We start from the raw sequence: 16,281 nt of genomic DNA on the forward strand, positions 1-16,281 counted from the left end.
CGTCCGCCATAAGGGGTTGTCTAGTATGATGGAGAACTAAAGACAATTCGTATCAAAGGAGAAACTGCATAATGAGTGACGAATTGCTAAATAAATCGCAAAAACCCCAGATATTGGTAATTACCGGTATTTCAGGCGCAGGTCGTAGCACTGTTGCTAATGTCCTTGAGGATGAGGGCTGGTATGTGATTGATAATATTCCGCCACAAATGCTGGAATCGATCGCGGAACTCGTTACGCAGGACGGCGCCAAAGTTCCGAAGGTTGCACTGGGGATTGACGTACGAGCCCGCGCGGTTTTCGACGACTTACCAGCGGCTATTGAAACTCTTCGCAAATCTGACGTTGATTTCTCGATGCTCTTTCTAGACGCCAAAGATGAAACTATCGTGGCTCGCTATGAGGCACAGCGTCGCCCCCATCCGCTTCAAGGAGAAGGTCGCGTACTTGACGGTATACGTGCCGAACGTTCCCTCTTCGAGGGGCTTCGACTCGCCTCTGACCGCACGATTGATACCACGGGCATGAACGTGCACGAGCTTGCACGTACAGTACGCGAGATGTTTGCTGACGGACCGGATAAAAAACTTAACCTTACTGTCATGAGCTTTGGGTTCAAACATGGATCACCCACAGACGCAAATTTCATGGCAGATATGCGCTTTATTCCAAACCCGCACTGGATTCCTGAATTGCGTCCGCTCACCGGACAGGATGCCCCAGTACGTGACTACGTGCTCAGTAACTCTGGGACTGAGGAATTTATCAGCAACTACTTGGAAGCTCTGCGTCCGGTTCTGGAAGGGTACCGTCGCGAAGGAAAATACTACGCCACCATCGCTATAGGATGCACCGGCGGGAAACACCGCTCGGTCGCTGTCACGGAAGAAATCGCTCGGCGCCTGAGCGCGTTCCCTGAAGTTAACGTACACGTATTACATCGTGATAAGGGGCGTGAGTAATGGTACGCATCGGTCATTCACCTGATCTGCCTGTCGGCTCTGACACCCAGGGAATCCCGAAACTACCCGCGTTACCAACTCAGGCTTTACGGCTTCTTAAAAGTACTCACCGCGTTACCAAAGTAACAGCTTTGGGGGGTGGGCATGGGCTTTACGGTTCGCTGTCCGCGCTTCGGCATGTCACAACAGATCTAACGGCTGTAGTAACAGTTGCCGATGACGGAGGCTCATCGGGTCGCCTGCGTAAAGAGATGGGCGTACTTCCTCCGGGAGATTTACGTATGGCTCTCTCGGCCCTTTGCGATGATACCGATTGGGGGCGAACGTGGCGAGACGTTATGCAGCATCGTTTTAGCGCGCCCGAGGGGTATAATGATGAGTTTCCTCTTGAATATCACGCCCTTGGAAACCTGCTTATTACGACGCTCTGGCAGCTTCTCGAAGACCCTGTTGCCGGGCTTGACTGGGCGGGAGCTCTGCTCAACGCCCGTGGTCGGGTGCTTCCTATGGCATTGGATCCTATGGTGATTTATGGTACGGTGCTACGGGAACATGCTGGCGGTGGCATCGAACGGGTGCGTATTAGCGGGCAGGTTAACCTCTCAAAAGAAAAGCAAGTGCACGATATTGGGCTTACTCCCAAAGACGCGCGCCCATGTCCGGAAGCGCTAACCGCTATTGAGGAATCCGATTGGGTAATATTAGGCCCAGGGTCGTGGCGCACCTCCGTTTTGCCGCACTTGCTGTTAGAAGCACAGCGCGATGCTATCTGCCGTACAGAAGCTATGCGCTGTGTGGTTATGAATCTTTCGGATGACGAAGAAACCGCTGGATTCACCCCAGCCGCACATTTAGCACTCTTGAAACGATACGCCCCGAGTCTTCGATTGGACGCGGTCATTGCTGATGACGAAACACCCAAGTCTGTACGTAGTGAACTGGAACGAGAATCAGAATCTATGGGAGCGCGTGTGATGTGGGCACCCGTACGAGCATCAGCTGAAAACAATGTACATAATCCTCTGAAACTTGCAGCGGCTTATCACGAACTATTTTCGTTCAAGTTTTAGAGGTAAGGAGCGTGGAATTTATTTTCTATTTATGCCACCTCAAGATAAACCGTTTCTCTAAGTAGAGCGTGTAGCATAGCTGAGTGCATTATCAGCACATCACATCATACGAACCTCACGGTGGGAAGGAACAACAATGGCTCTTACCGCGCTCGTTAAGGATGAGCTGGCCAGATACGAAACGAGCAAAGCATCAGTACGTAAGGCGGAAATTTCGACTATTCTGCGCTTTACTGGTGGTTTGCACATCGTTTCTGGGCGGATTGTTGTTGAGTCAGAAGTTGATTCCGAACAGACCGCGTTACGCATGCAGCAAACCATTGCTGAAATATACGGGCATGAGGCTGAGATAACGAGCGTCAGCGGTGGCGGTTTACGCCGCGGCGGGCGTTATATAGTGCGTGTTGACGCCGGGGGAGAAGCCCTTGCTCGACAAACCGGTCTTTTAGATTTGCGCGGCCGCCCGGTGCGGGGGCTGCCGCCTGCTGTTGTCAATGGCTCCATTCAGGACGCCGAAGCGGTCATGCGTGGTGCTTTCTTGGCACATGGATCGCTCACAGAACCTGGTCGCTCATCAGCAATCGAATTTACATGCCCGGGGCCGGAAGCAGCGCTTGCTCTTGTGGGAGCGGCCCGGCGTTTGGAAATTATTGCTAAAGCGCGTGAGGTTCGTGGAGTGGATCGTGTTGTGGTTCGCGATGGCGAGACTATAGCCCGGCTTTTGGAGCGTATGGGGGCTCAGGACGCCCTTAAAGCGTGGCGCGAGCAGCGTACCCGTAAGGAAGTTCGGGCGACCGCGAACCGTCTGGCAAACTTTGATGATGCAAATCTGCGTCGTTCTGCTCAGGCAGCTGTGGCTGCGGGTGCCCGTGTAGAACGTGCTTTGGAGATCCTAGGAGACGATGTTCCAGATCATCTGCGTTATGCGGGCGAGCTGCGTGCCATGAATAAGCAAGCCTCTTTGGACGAGCTGGGACGTATGGCAGATCCTCCTCTGACGAAGGATGCGATCGCTGGACGTATTCGTCGTTTGCTAGTCATGGCCGATAAACGTGCAAAGGAACTGGGGATTCCTGGAACTGAACTCCCGAAGTCTTCATAAGTAATTGTCGTGTCAAGGGCGGGTTATCTGAACTCTCTACAGATAACCCGCCCTTCTGTTGCGCAAAAAATTTTTATAGGCAAGCTAATACTACTGTGATGCGGTGGCGCGTGGGGTCGTGCGCTCTTTCATAGAAGAGAAGGATCTAACTATAAAGTCTTTATGTATATTTTTTCTTAGTTTGACATCAGTTGCGTTTGAGTAGCTATAACCATATCCCAACATAAAGAGCCGCTGAATTCAACGTAAAACAACAGAAAACAAAGAGTTTTTGGTCAATTTCGTAATGTAAATCACAAAAATACCTGATAAAAACACACCCAAACGCACATAAACTAAGGTACGATTATAACAATACCGGCGGACACGCAACCAGCGTGAGACGAAAGACTCTAGAGACTCTTGCATGAGACCCATGAACAATGGCTCTAGTCCGTCAAACTCAATGCACTGACAAGGAGATACTCCAGTGACTGTACGCGTAGCTATCAACGGTTTTGGTCGCATCGGCCGCACTTTCTTCCGCGCCGCGCGCGCTGAGGCTGAGGGCTTTGAGATCGTAGCAATCAACGATCTTACCGACCCGAAGACTCTTGCCAACTTACTTAAGTATGACTCCATTATGGGTCGCCTGGGGGTCGACGTAGAGGTCAAGGATGATGTACTGGTTGTCGACGGCAAGGAAATTAAGATCCTTGCTGAGCGCAATCCCGCAGATCTTCCTTGGAAGGACCTCGGCGTAGATGTTGTGCTTGAGTCTACCGGTTTCTTCACCGAAGGTTCAAAAGCACAGGCGCACATTGATGCCGGCGCTAAGAAGGTTATTATTTCTGCACCCGGCAAGAACATTGACGGTACCTTCGTGATGGGCGTGAACGACGAGCAGTACGATCCGCAGAACCACCACATTGTCTCCAATGCATCCTGCACTACCAACTGCCTGGCTCCTTTGGCAAAGGTTCTCAACGATTCCTTTGGTATTGAAAAGGGTCTGATGACTACTATCCACGCATACACTGCTGACCAGCGTCTGCAGGATGCTCCCCACTCCGACCTACGCCGTGCACGTGCAGCAGCTGTCAACATGGTTCCCACCTCCACCGGTGCGGCAGCAGCAGTTGGCCTCGTGCTTCCCGAGCTCAAGGGTAAACTGGACGGTTTCGCAGTTCGCGTTCCTACCATTACCGGCTCCATTACCGACCTTACCTTCACCGCATCCCGCGAGGTTACTAAGGAAGAAGTTAATGCGGCTCTGAAGGCTGCAGCCGAGGGTCCGATGAAGGGCATCATCAAGTACAGCGAGGATCCCATCGTATCGAAGGACATTGAGGGCGAAGGAATCTCCACTATCTTCGATGCGCCGCTGACCAAGGTTATTGGCGACCAAGTGAAGGTTATCGCTTGGTACGACAATGAGTATGGTTATGTATCCCGCTTGGTAATGTTTACCAACAAGGTCGTGGCTTCTCTCTAAGCCTATCTGCGCAAGGATAGCTACTTTACGAGCTGACGAGGAGAACCCCAATTCTACAGCATGTTTTTACCGTAGAGTTGGGGTTTTCTTGTACCACGAAGTAAAGAACAAGGCGTGTATGTCTGGGATATCGGTAGAATTTGCCTAAACCACCATCCGCGCCGAACTAGGCTAAAAATGGTCATTTCAGCAGACTTACGGCTATGTGACCACCAGAATTCTGTATTATTGAAAATACACACATCCCCACTAATGTAGGAGGAATTTCCCATGGCTAAGGCACTTGCAGAGCTGCTTGATGAAGGTGTAACGGGACGTTACGTGCTGGTTCGTTCCGATCTTAACGTTCCCCTAAAAGACGGCGTGGTAACCGATGACGGCCGTGTGCGTGCATCCCTGCCTGTTATTGAAAAATTGGCTAAAGCTGGTGCTCGCGTTATTGTAACCGCGCATCTTGGGCGCCCCAAGGGTCAGGTAGATCCCCAGTATTCGATTGCCCCTGCGGCTGCGCGCCTTGCCGAGCTTGCATCCGTACCTGTAAAGGTAGCGGCAGATCTTGTGGGTGAGGACGCAAAGGCGAAGGCTGCGGACCTCAAAGACGGTGAAGTCCTTGTTCTTGAGAACGTGCGTTACGATGCTCGGGAGACTTCTAAGGACGATGCAGAGCGTGGTGCATTTGCAGACGAGCTCGTTGCTCTCACCGGTAAAAATGGCGCATATGTGGATGACGCATTCGGCGCTGTTCACCGCAAGCATGCGTCAGTTTACGATGTAGCGAAGCGTCTGCCCGCGTACCTTGGCGACCTTGTTAAGAAGGAAGTCGATGTTCTCTCAAAGGCTCTTAATAATCCCGAGCGTCCCTTCGTCGTCGTCATGGGCGGTGCGAAGGTCTCTGATAAACTTGCCGTGATCGACAACTTGATTGGCAAGGCAGATTCCATTCTTATTGGTGGTGGCATGGGATATACCTTCGCCTATGCGCAGGGTTACGAAGTCGGTAATTCCCTGCTTGAAAAAGACCAAGTTGAGACTGTAACGCGTTACCTAGAAGAAGCTCCCAAGAAGGGAACAGAAATCGTGACCGCTGTTGATGTTGTCTGGGCTGATGACTTCTCAGCAGAGGCTAACACTGAGATTCGCCCCGTCGAGGATCTCACCGGCGGTAAACTCGGCGCCGAAGCAGAAGGTCTAGATATTGGACCGAAGACTCGTGAGCTTTTCGCAGAGAAGATTAAGAATGCGAAGACTATTTTCTGGAATGGTCCGGTGGGCGTCTTTGAAATTGCTCCCTTTGCCGGTGGTACGAAGGCCGTTGCAGAAGCAATTGTTGAGTCTGATGCATTCTCCATCATTGGTGGTGGTGACTCTGCATCGGCTGTGCGCAACCTTGGCTTTGCTGACAAACAGTTCGGACACATCTCTACGGGTGGCGGTGCATCGCTCGAATACATTGAGGGTAAGACCCTGCCAGGTTTGGACGCTCTAGGCGCATAACTCTTATTGCGCTGCCGCTAGGAAAACGCACCCGGCTCTCAACCTCAAGGACGTGCCGGGTGCGTTCCTATATGCTCATAGATAGATAGCCATAACCCACATCGCAAGGATGCATTCCATGGGATTTTTCTCTAAATACTTTGGTTCCCGCGAAGCTACAACAGTCGCAGACTATGAACGTGAAGTGCGGCAAGAAAGACAGGTATCTGCTCAAAGTCTAAAGGAACCTCGGAAGGCAGACGAAGCTAAAGTCGCATCAGCTTCAGAACATCCGGATTATTTGTATGGTGCCTCTGCCGATAATTTGTCAGATTTTTGGGAAAACTCAGCAGCTGATCGGGACCACAAACTGACTATCACCATGCTGCAAGCACAAAAATCTAGGGATATTATTCAGACGCTAGTAACTGACCTTGAAGATCACCTGGACGAGCTCCCGAGTTATCTAGAGAAAACCGTGACGGAGCTTCATCAAAAAACTACTCAAGCGCTCCTAAGCTACTACACTTATAACGCTGCGTGGGAGATAAACCCACAAAACCCAGAATTTGCCGAATATTATTTTCCGAGTTATAACGCTGCATACGATATTGTAAAAGTTGCTTACCGGTGTCTGCAGAATAATATCTGGACTACAACTAATATCTCAGGACAAAAACACGAGATGATACGTATCTTATCTGAACGTGCACAAGATACGGCGCAGATTATTCCAGAGATTATGCCAACAGTTATAGATTCCCCGGTAGTCATGGCTCCATCAGACGCATTTCTTATTTCTGTAGAAGAACGCCAGAGCATTCTGAAGACAGGACAGCGTGTTGCCCAAGAAGCGATAGTACGCGCCCAGCACCTTGCCCAAAAGGCTAAGTCACAACCTGAAACGGGACTCTATAATCTAGCACTCGCGTATGAATCGGGCGCCTCAGATCTTGTACTTGCCCTTGAAAACTATGCAGACTGTGCGCGGGAAAGTCAACTGCTGCATGTGGATTTTGTTACTGCTTTTCGTCAAGTGGTAAGAATTTTGCGGGAGACTTCTGGCGATGAACAGTACGTTCATATACTCGAATATCTCGCGAGATTAGAGTCTATATCGATAAGAGCATTGGAAGATTACTCTCTTGCTGACGACGCTGATACTGTGCTCTACCTTCTGGATCTTGTGCAATCGGATGTTCCTGAACAGACCTTTACAGAGATTTTGGGCTGTTTGCTTGAACCGTACCGGCGCTACCTCACAATGCTGCTGACTCAGTGGGATATCTATACTCTAGGAAATTTTGCTCCGCTTATGGTAGCGACCTATGCGATGTATACCCATGCGCGTATATGTTATGAGGAAGCATTGGCTGAGAATGGAAATACCCTACAGGCCTGGAGCCTCGCCCACAGCGCTCATGAAGCAATCGTGATGGCGCATCGTTATGCGTACACTGATTACCATGAGATGTTTCAAGATTACGACGAAGAAGAACTTGATGCTCTAATACTGCAGAACATGTCGGAAAATACTCGGGAATTCTTCATACAGGAGACAGAACAAATGGCAAACGCCTGGAAACTTGATCTGTAGCTTTTCGGAGTAGGCCTGACTAGCCTAAAAATCCAGATAAAACCTAGAGCATTTAGTGTTTTTTGAGTGATCAAACCATTAAAATAGAAGATAGAAATTTCCGAATCTATACCCTGATTTTTTGGGGGATTGGAGCAAAAATATGTCGCGCAAACCGCTGATCGCCGGTAACTGGAAGATGAATCTTAACCATGCTGAAGCCGTTACGTTGGTTCAGAAGCTAGCATGGACTCTTGATGATTCGAATTTTGATTTTACAAAGACTGAGGTAGCGGTATTCCCTCCTTTTACCGATATTCGCTCCGTACAAACCCTCATTGAAGGTGACAAACTGAGTATTGAGTATGGCGGTCAGGATCTTTCTGTACATGAATCCGGTGCGTATACCGGAGAGATCTCTGGTGCTTTTTTGCAAAAACTTGGTGCGAAATACGTTCTCGTAGGACACTCTGAGCGTCGCACTTACCATCACGAAAGTGATGAACTATGCGCTGCTAAGGTACAGGCTGCTTACACCTATGATTTGACTCCGGTACTGTGCGTTGGTGAAGCTCTGGAAGTTCGTGAGGCTGGCACTCATGTGGACTTTACCCTTGAGCAGCTTCGCGGTTCTATTGCAGGCTTGAGCGCCAAGCAAGCAGAAACTCTCGTGGTTGCGTATGAACCTGTATGGGCAATTGGCACTGGTAAGGTCGCAACTGCTGATGATGCGCAGGAAATGTCTGCGGCTATACGTGCTGAATTTGAAAAGCTCTACTCCGCAGACGTTGCTCAGAAGGTTCGTATTCTCTACGGTGGATCGGTTAAGTCTTCTTCTGCACCCTCTATTATGGGGAAAGAAGACGTGGATGGTGTGCTGGTAGGTGGCGCTTCCCTTCAGGCTGAAGAGTTTGCAGCAATTGCGCGTTTTGACGCATAGCTAAGCAGTAATTCGTATTAAAGGCGTCTAGCATACGTGTATTCGTGCGCTAGGCGCCTACCATTTTGTGTAATGTTACGAACATGAACAGAAATATTCTCATTCCATATTTAGAAAGGCTGATATTGATGCAGGTTGAGCTCACCAGATTTCGGGTGCGAAAAGGTCAAGAAGAGCGAGCTGTAGAATGGATGCGTTTTCTTCGCCAGAATATGGATTCCGTTGAGCAGACTTTAGCGCCCGAGAAAATGTATGTTGAAACGATCTTTTCGGAGGTTCGTGATGGGCATATGTACTTGTACTGGTACAGCGTACAGGGGCAGGGAGCACAACCTGTAGAAGAATCAGAGCACCGGGTGGATAAGGAGCATTTAAGGTTCTGGCGCGAGGTTATTGACCCTACATTTCCGGGAGAAGATCTAACGATGGAGGTTCTGATGATGCTACCAGATGTTCGTAAAGTTGCCTCAGGGTAAGAGAATGTAGCTTTGGAGCACAATAGGCGGTACCTAAAATTTTTCTGTAAAAATGTGGAAAGTTAGCGATTTTCGGTATAGATCTACGGCTAATATTATTATAATAATATCTAAAATATAACAGAATGATTAAGGATTTTGAGTTATTTTGATGCAGTTGGCTGTGTTTTATTTAAATTTAATTTAATTGACTATAATTTAAATTATTTTTATATGTTTAAAATGTTTGGTTTTGTAAAATCTTTGAGATTTGTTACACTTGTGCCTAAGCGTTTTAGGAGGGTGAGACATGAAATCACGCAAGTATACGTCTGTTTTTATTGGTTCATTAATTATCTCATTAATATTAGTGGCTCTGGGCTTTGTACCGGGTTACGGGCAAATTGCCGAAAATTGGAGGTCACTGATTGGAACTAACTTTGGTTGGTTCTACCTCTTGCTTGTAACTCTTATTGTATTTGTCTGCGGCTTCTTTGTTTTGAGCCCTATGGGGCAGATTAAGCTGGGGGAGCCAGATTCGAAACCCGAGTATTCAACTGGATCATGGATTGCGATGCTCTTCTCTGCTGGTATGGGCATCGGTCTGGTTTTCTACGGTGCCGCCGAACCGCTTTCGCATTTTGCTAGCAAATCCCCGCGTGCTGAACCCGGGTCACAGCAAGCGATGGCAGATTCTTTCCAATTTACGTTTTTCCACTGGGGTATTCACGCCTGGGCTGTGTACGGTATTGTGGCTATGGCTTTGGCATATTTCGGTTTCCGTAAGGGAGAGAAATATCTTCTTTCTGTCACACTTAAGCCGCTTTTCGGTAAAAAAACCGATGGCTGGCTGGGATATATTATAGATATTGTTACTGTGGTGGCAACCGTTATTGGTGTGGCAACCACGCTTGGCTTCGGTGCTATTCAGATTAATGGTGGGCTGAGCTACCTCACTGATAATGCCATTCCTAATAGCATGGAGGCACGCACTGTTATTATCGTAGTAACCACTGCTCTCTTTGTGCTCTCAGCTCTTTCGGGGCTGGGTAAAGGTATTAAAATCCTTTCAAATCTTAATATGATTCTGGCTATCGCACTTCTGGCAATTGCTATTGCGGTTGGCCCCACCGTCAAAATCTTCGACAATATGACGGAATCCATCGGTCTATACATGCAGAACTTTTTCGAGATGAGTTTCCGAACCGCCGCATTTAACGGTGACGAACGCGCCTGGATTGATACCTGGACCATTTTCTACTGGGCATGGTGGATCTCTTGGTCGCCCTTCGTTGGCCTCTTCATCGCCCGCATCTCCAAAGGCCGTTCAATACGTGAGTTTATTACTGTAGTACTTCTGATACCTACCGTCTTAAGCTTTATCTGGTTCTCCGCTTTCGGTACGATGGCTAATACGGTACAGCAGAACGGTCTAGAGAATCTGACGAAACTAGAGGATGAACAACTGCTGTTCGGCACGTTCAAACACTACCCGCTGGGTATGTTAATGTCGATCATCGCAATCATCCTGATCTTTACCTTCTTCATTACCTCAGCAGACTCAGCAACTTATGTGCTCTCAATGCTTTCTGAAGATGGGCGTCTTATCCCCACTAACGGAAAGAAAGTTGTGTGGGGTGTTATCGTCGCGGGTATTGCAACCGTGCTGCTGTATGCTGGCGGGCTAGACGCTCTGCGGAATACGCTGATTATTATTGCGTTACCCTTCGCCGTTGTGATTGCGTTAATCGTGGTGGCGCTAATAGTTGAGGTGTATCACGAGAAGGTTCAGATGGGTCTGTCGATCTCGCCTAAACGGTATCCTGAAAAGGGACAGCCCTTCAAATCTTATGAACCTTACGAGGTTGAAGATTCTGAAGACGATCAGATATCAGAGGAAAAGTCTGAGGCAAAAGTGGTTCAAAAAGAATCATAAATTTTTAGCATCGTAAAATAAAAGACCTTCCCAAGTGTTGGTTATCACTCCTGGGAAGGTCTTTTATTTATGGATTAGCAAACTGTAGCTACCCTATAAGCTAAGTCCCTGCATCCCGGAAACTCAACCCGTTAGACTTTAACTATGTTTGCAATTATATCCCTTGTCGTTGCAGGTCTTTTGGCGGTCATAGTGGTCCTCATTATTCGAGGCCGACGAGTCTCTGCGCCTACTGCTGAGACTCCGCAGATCGTGTATTTTGAAAATAAACGTGATAGTTTCCTGGACTGGCTGTACCATCGTACAAGTTCCCCAGAAGTGCCCGTTCAGGTAAAACTACGCGATTGGGTAGACTTGGGATTCTATGCCGAAGGCGGCAACTACTGGGGTGTAGCCCAACAATTTACGTACTATCTTGTTCAGGGCGGTTATGTTTACGCCTACGATACTGAGGGAAATCCACTTGATGCGGGGCGAGCACTGCGAGACCGTCCAGATGCATTTCAGCTTACCCCCAGCGAATATCAGCGGCGTGTCACTCAGTTTAGGCAGTAATTTAGCCCTTCGCTCTACGCGTTATTACGTGTTAGAGAATGACCACAGAGTCTCTATACCGTATAGTTATTAAAGTCTGCCATGGGACAGGCTTTATTATCGACCTATTAGGAAGGCCCGCTGTGGACATCATTATGAATGTGCTTTTGGTAGTCATCGTGATTACCAGCATTATCACCGTGCTTCTGGTGCTCTTGAACCGCGGTCAGGGTGGTGGCTTGTCCGATATGTTTGGTGGCGGTATGACCAGCTCACTGAATTCTTCAGGTATGGCTTCTAAGAACCTAATCCGTCTGACCATTACAGTTACCGTTATTTGGGTTATTGCCGTGGTGCTTTACGGCCTAGCACTACGTTTTAACGGACAGTTCGTCATATAGACTTTATATATTTCAAGAAGCCCCGGCAGGTACATCTGCCGGGGCTTCTTATATGTCCTACTGTAGTAATTATGGAGATTGTCGGTGCATAAGATGACGGAGGATCAAGTCATGACGAGTGTCTGATATAGAGACAAGTAGATAATATTTTCCCTAGGATGACGGAAAAGATGCCAAAACTTTCGGGGTTCAGGCATAGTAGTGATAAGGCGAAAACCTAGCATATCCAACCACTGAAGGGATCGCCATGGCACAGACTCTAACCTATACATATCTAAACCCTTCTTTACTGCATGAACAAGACGGCAGTCTTGGACTTGCTTTAGCAACTAGCGGTGGCAGCACACCGGAAGGCGCGGCGTCACACCCTTACTTCTTCTCAGGATTCATGGAGCACCCTGATGTAATCGCGGCGTCGCTATTGGTGGTTGCGCGCGTGGCCCGCACCCGCTACTACACCCCACCCGGCATGGTCGCCGCCATTTTGCGGGCTGCCGACCCGGTAGTGACCAGCACCAGCGAGGGACTCCGGTTTGAATCCTTTAGCGCCTGCTGCGGTGTCTACGCCCGACTTGACGTAGACTCCTCCGCCCTAGATGCTACCCACAGTGCTGTGGGCGTGACAAATGTGGACGTGAATCCGCCGCTTCGCACCGCTTTAGCTTCTCTCCGGGCTGGCGAACCTCTCCACATGGATGTGGGGAATGAAGGGTTGCTGACCACCACCCTAGACGGTGAAGTGAAGGAAGATAAAGTGCCCCTGCCAGTACGCTGGCTCAAAGGGTTCGCCGAAACACAGATGCTCTCATCCCTGATGAAGCCCACTCATTCTCTGGACGCGGCAGCAGCTCGCATGTTCATCCAGGGGCTGCCGCGCCGATCCGCCACGAAAAGCGTCATGTGGGCAACCCGTGCGGTGCGTTCACTGAGGCTGGCTACCCGAGCCACCGTTGGGTCGGTGTGTGTGGCCGGACCGGAGCGGCTGCGGGCGCTTGAGCCGCTCATCCGATTCATGACCCGCCTAGAAGCATACAGCGAACCGGTCACCTCAGGTAACACCCCGGTGTCAAGCGTGTGGGTGGCCCACTTGCCAGGCGCGCGCCTGAGCATTGGGCTGAGCCCCGAAAAATCACGCGGATTCTCAGGAGAAGGTTCTGTGTTGCAGGCGCTCTCCAATCCGTCAGTTGCTGAAAATGCAGATATGCTCAGTGTGCTTCTGTCCTTTGAGCCGCGTATTGAGGTGCCCGTCATGTCTGCACGCAGCGGGCTGAACGATACTCAAGTACGCAACGCCCTCGCATTACTGGCATCCTCCGGACAGGTCGGTTTTGATGTGCAGGCAGGGGAGTACTTCCACCGGCCGCTGCCTGTGCAGGCGGATGCCCTGCAGGCTATGCATCCGCGGCTTGTGAGTGCCCAGAAGCTTATTGACTCCGGTGCGGTGTGGGATGACGGAGACGGCACCTATCGCGTACAGTCGCGGGATACGTTCTACACGGTAACCCCTGCCGAGAAAATCGAAGAATACCGGTGTACCTGCCCGTGGTGGGTGAAATACCGGGGCACCCGAGGACCCTGCAAACATGTACTGGCGGTAAGTATTAAACGTCGTGGCGGGCTATATTAGCCCGATACCGGGTTGCATCCGTAAAGAAGCATATTTTCCGTACACACCCAAATATACAAACAGGTAATGGTGGATGAGAAGAACTATTCGCAGCACACGAGCCTTGGAGAGCGTCGTGCACACCTTCGGGAGCTCATGAAACGTGACGACGCAACCGTTGAGGATTATCACGCGGTGATTAGTGGGGCGGCAGAGGAAGAACGCGCGTCGTTGGCCAGGACGTTATCGCCCACGAAACTTGCGAAAGCCCGAGGGGAGAAAGCAGCTTTGGCCGCATATGCAGTAGGGGCTTTAACCTCTTCGACTCCGCGTGCGGTAAGGATCATAAGTGAACTTTTTCATCCTCTTCGAGATGAGAATTTTAATATTATTCCTGAGCCGCCTATGCCTGCTACTGAGCAGCTCTGGGAATTCTTAACTCAAGGGGTAATAGAACGATCCGATGAGTGGGTTCTGCATTTTGTTGAAGAATGTTCAGACGATTGGTCCATACGTTCCTGGACACACCTCAATAAACTTATACGTGAACATTCGCTGACGAGCTTATCGCCAGGGTATCTTTGCATGGTGATAAATGCCGTCCCACACGTGAGGGAAAAGTCTGCGGAAGAGTATCAGAATATAGAGCAGTTCTTCCGTCACGATCCTGTGCTGCTGGAACGAGAATTTTGGGATGCTTTCACAGCTGAAGGGATACTCGCACAGTCTAGGTGGGATCCCACCTTGCAGCCTGAATATCGAAGTTCGTCGTCATTTTCGGCTCTTGCTCAGGTCATGTGCGCAACTTTTCCAGATATTCGTCCCAGGTTCTTGGATGAAACGCTCAAAGGTCTCCTGCGCGACTACTCGGCCCACCATGTGCGGCATTTTTATCGGTCCCATGCTGCTCTGCAGCCAACACCTCAAGAAATTAAGGAGCGTTTTGCGCTCTACCTTTCGGTGTTGGGAACGGCGTATAGCCCAGCTATCGCCATGGCGCAAGATCTGCTGGAGCAGGCAGTCTACGAGCTTTCCGACGCGCAAGCACGTGAGCTCATTGAGGTTTCAGCAACGGTGCTGACGCGCACCGAAAAGAAAATTCTGCATGCTCAGATACGGCTTCTTTCTCTACTGCTTAAAGTCCACCCCGAATGTACTGAACAAGTAAGCCAGATAGTACAGGATGCTTTCAAGTCTATGCCATTGGACCTTCAAGACAAGGCCCAGAAGCTCATCAACGATTCGGTGCAAGAGCCACCCATACCTCAGAACGCAGCGGGGAGCATCACGGTACCGGATATCACCCCGAAGGATCGTGAACCGCAGGGGTGCTTGACGCCTCGACCGCCTATTACTACGGATCGGGAACTAATGGAATGCCTGGCAGCAACCTTCCAAGGAGGCGATGGCACCGATATTCCGCGTATCCTGGAGTACTTGGAACATGCCGAGAGTCTGGAAATAAACGGTGCAGAGCAGAAGCTTCTCTGGGAAGCTCGTGAACTTCTCATAGAAGAATCATTCGGTATTTATACCCTCTCCAGTCCCAATATCCCGTACCTTGCCATTGCGGCACTCATCAAAAGCGGGCAGATACAACACGCTGATATTGCTGAGATACCGATCATCCCCACCTGGTATACAGAACGTCTCTACCTAAGCGATGAGCACGGGGACCCGGTGATAGTAGATGAACAGACGGCTAAGAAGTATCACCCTCGTCCTTTTAACGTAAAAGCTACAGGGACAGAACTTCGTCTCAATGAGCGCGGACCTCACATGCTGCTGATGGAGCAGTTGTTCGCCCTGATTTTTGCGGGTCAAGACGCAGAAACCAGCGTAGTGGCTGCGCCTTTTGCGCCCCAGCGAGTAGCCCTTGAACGCACTACGGGTACAGTCCTCACCCAGTATTGGGAATCGCTATATCTTGCTCGGGAGCACAGCTTCCCTCTGCAATTCCCGCTGTGGGTTGGAACGGATACGCCCGATGCTGCCGCGCTCTCCGTTGAAGCTGCTGCGTTTAACACCAACAGCACGCAAATCGAGTACGTGCACCGTATGGTGGAATCAAAATACTATCCTGCGTACCGCACGGTCATGGGGTGGTACGGCTGGCTGATGCAGAACAACCCGGATATTTTTAGCGCACAGACCATGCCTATTCTTGTGGCAGCTATCCATGCCCATAATGCTTATGGCGCCGATATCATCATGCGCATCCTAGGTGATATGCACCGAGCACTGGGTGCCGCCTCCTACAGCGCACTCGGGCTTGGTGCCAGCGCTAAAACTACCGAGGTGCGCGCCAATGCTGCGGAGGCGCTCGCCTCCCTGGCGGATTGGGGCATGGTCGATACCGCTTTATTAGCCGAAGAACTGTGTTGGCTGTTGGGTCAGCACCATGTGATGGCTCAACGAATTGAGCAGACATTTAGGGATGCTGCGTCGATTAGCCCCTTGGCGGGCTGGCGGATTATGCAGGTACTAGAAGGCATACTGCCTGCCGTGGGCGAGGTTAACCGGGGCGGCGCTCTGGTACAGCTCTTGGTACAGCTGGCGGGGGAGTACGGTGTCAGTATCGAGATTCCTGAGGTTTTGCGGCCCAAAATGAAAGGATCGACCGTGCTGGCGAAAAGTCTGCGTGCGCTTGAAAAGCTGCAGCCTCATCCGACCGAGCTTGCGGAGCAGGCCCGAGACCAAGCCCAAGAACTGCTGGACCAACACCGCTGCGCACAACCCTAAACGCAGAAAC

Annotated in this window: 13 protein-coding genes; all 13 read left to right on the top strand. The window is 50.2% G+C overall.

What is annotated here, in order from left to right:
* Positions 1-71: 71 nt before the first annotated feature.
* The gene (gene rapZ / locus HMPREF2756_RS08365; protein ID WP_013399016.1) at positions 72-962 is read left to right on the top strand and encodes an RNase adapter RapZ; all 891 of its coding nucleotides are present in this window, start codon (positions 72-74) and stop codon (positions 960-962) included.
* Positions 962-2,032 carry a gluconeogenesis factor YvcK family protein gene (yvcK, locus tag HMPREF2756_RS08370; protein ID WP_048752243.1) on the top strand — a complete coding sequence of 357 codons (1,071 nt, stop codon included), beginning with the start codon at positions 962-964 and terminating at the stop codon, positions 2,030-2,032. Before rapZ ends, yvcK begins: the two co-directional genes overlap by 1 nt.
* A 136-nt stretch (positions 2,033-2,168) precedes the next feature.
* Positions 2,169-3,134: a DNA-binding protein WhiA gene (gene whiA, locus HMPREF2756_RS08375; protein WP_070620247.1), complete on the top strand. Its 966-nt coding sequence runs from the start codon at positions 2,169-2,171 to the stop codon at positions 3,132-3,134.
* A gap of 469 nt (positions 3,135-3,603) precedes the next feature.
* Positions 3,604-4,608, top strand: a complete 1,005-nt coding sequence (gap, locus tag HMPREF2756_RS08380; protein WP_070535121.1) for a type I glyceraldehyde-3-phosphate dehydrogenase — start codon at positions 3,604-3,606, stop codon at positions 4,606-4,608.
* 270 nt (positions 4,609-4,878) lie between these two features.
* Complete coding sequence (gene pgk / locus HMPREF2756_RS08385) at positions 4,879-6,102, top strand: phosphoglycerate kinase (RefSeq protein WP_070620250.1); 1,224 nt, start codon at positions 4,879-4,881, stop codon at positions 6,100-6,102.
* A 118-nt stretch (positions 6,103-6,220) separates the two neighbouring features.
* Positions 6,221-7,678, top strand: coding sequence for a hypothetical protein (locus tag HMPREF2756_RS08390; RefSeq protein ID WP_070620252.1), 1,458 nt, complete (start codon positions 6,221-6,223; stop codon positions 7,676-7,678).
* 142 nt (positions 7,679-7,820) lie between these two features.
* Complete coding sequence (gene tpiA / locus HMPREF2756_RS08395) at positions 7,821-8,597, top strand: triose-phosphate isomerase (protein WP_013399020.1); 777 nt, start codon at positions 7,821-7,823, stop codon at positions 8,595-8,597.
* 128 nt (positions 8,598-8,725) lie between these two features.
* The gene (locus HMPREF2756_RS08400) at positions 8,726-9,073 is read left to right on the top strand and encodes a DUF6176 family protein (RefSeq protein WP_070620255.1); all 348 of its coding nucleotides are present in this window, start codon (positions 8,726-8,728) and stop codon (positions 9,071-9,073) included.
* A 289-nt stretch (positions 9,074-9,362) separates the two neighbouring features.
* A complete protein-coding gene (locus tag HMPREF2756_RS08405) occupies positions 9,363-10,988 on the top strand; it encodes a BCCT family transporter (protein WP_070620258.1) in 1,626 nt (541 codons plus the stop codon).
* A 144-nt stretch (positions 10,989-11,132) separates the two neighbouring features.
* A complete protein-coding gene (locus tag HMPREF2756_RS08410) occupies positions 11,133-11,543 on the top strand; it encodes a hypothetical protein (protein WP_048752228.1) in 411 nt (136 codons plus the stop codon).
* A gap of 122 nt (positions 11,544-11,665) precedes the next feature.
* Positions 11,666-11,923 carry a preprotein translocase subunit SecG gene (gene secG, locus HMPREF2756_RS08415; protein ID WP_172461380.1) on the top strand — a complete coding sequence of 86 codons (258 nt, stop codon included), beginning with the start codon at positions 11,666-11,668 and terminating at the stop codon, positions 11,921-11,923.
* Between the two features lie 247 nt (positions 11,924-12,170).
* Positions 12,171-13,550, top strand: a complete 1,380-nt coding sequence (locus HMPREF2756_RS08420; protein ID WP_070620261.1) for an SWIM zinc finger family protein — start codon at positions 12,171-12,173, stop codon at positions 13,548-13,550.
* Between the two features lie 135 nt (positions 13,551-13,685).
* A complete protein-coding gene (locus HMPREF2756_RS08425; RefSeq protein WP_246825903.1) occupies positions 13,686-16,271 on the top strand; it encodes a DUF6493 family protein in 2,586 nt (861 codons plus the stop codon).
* Positions 16,272-16,281 lie beyond the last annotated feature (10 nt).

The sequence above is a fragment of the Rothia sp. HMSC067H10 genome (assembly GCF_001810635.1).
Taxonomy (GTDB): Bacteria; Actinomycetota; Actinomycetes; order Actinomycetales; family Micrococcaceae; genus Rothia; species Rothia dentocariosa.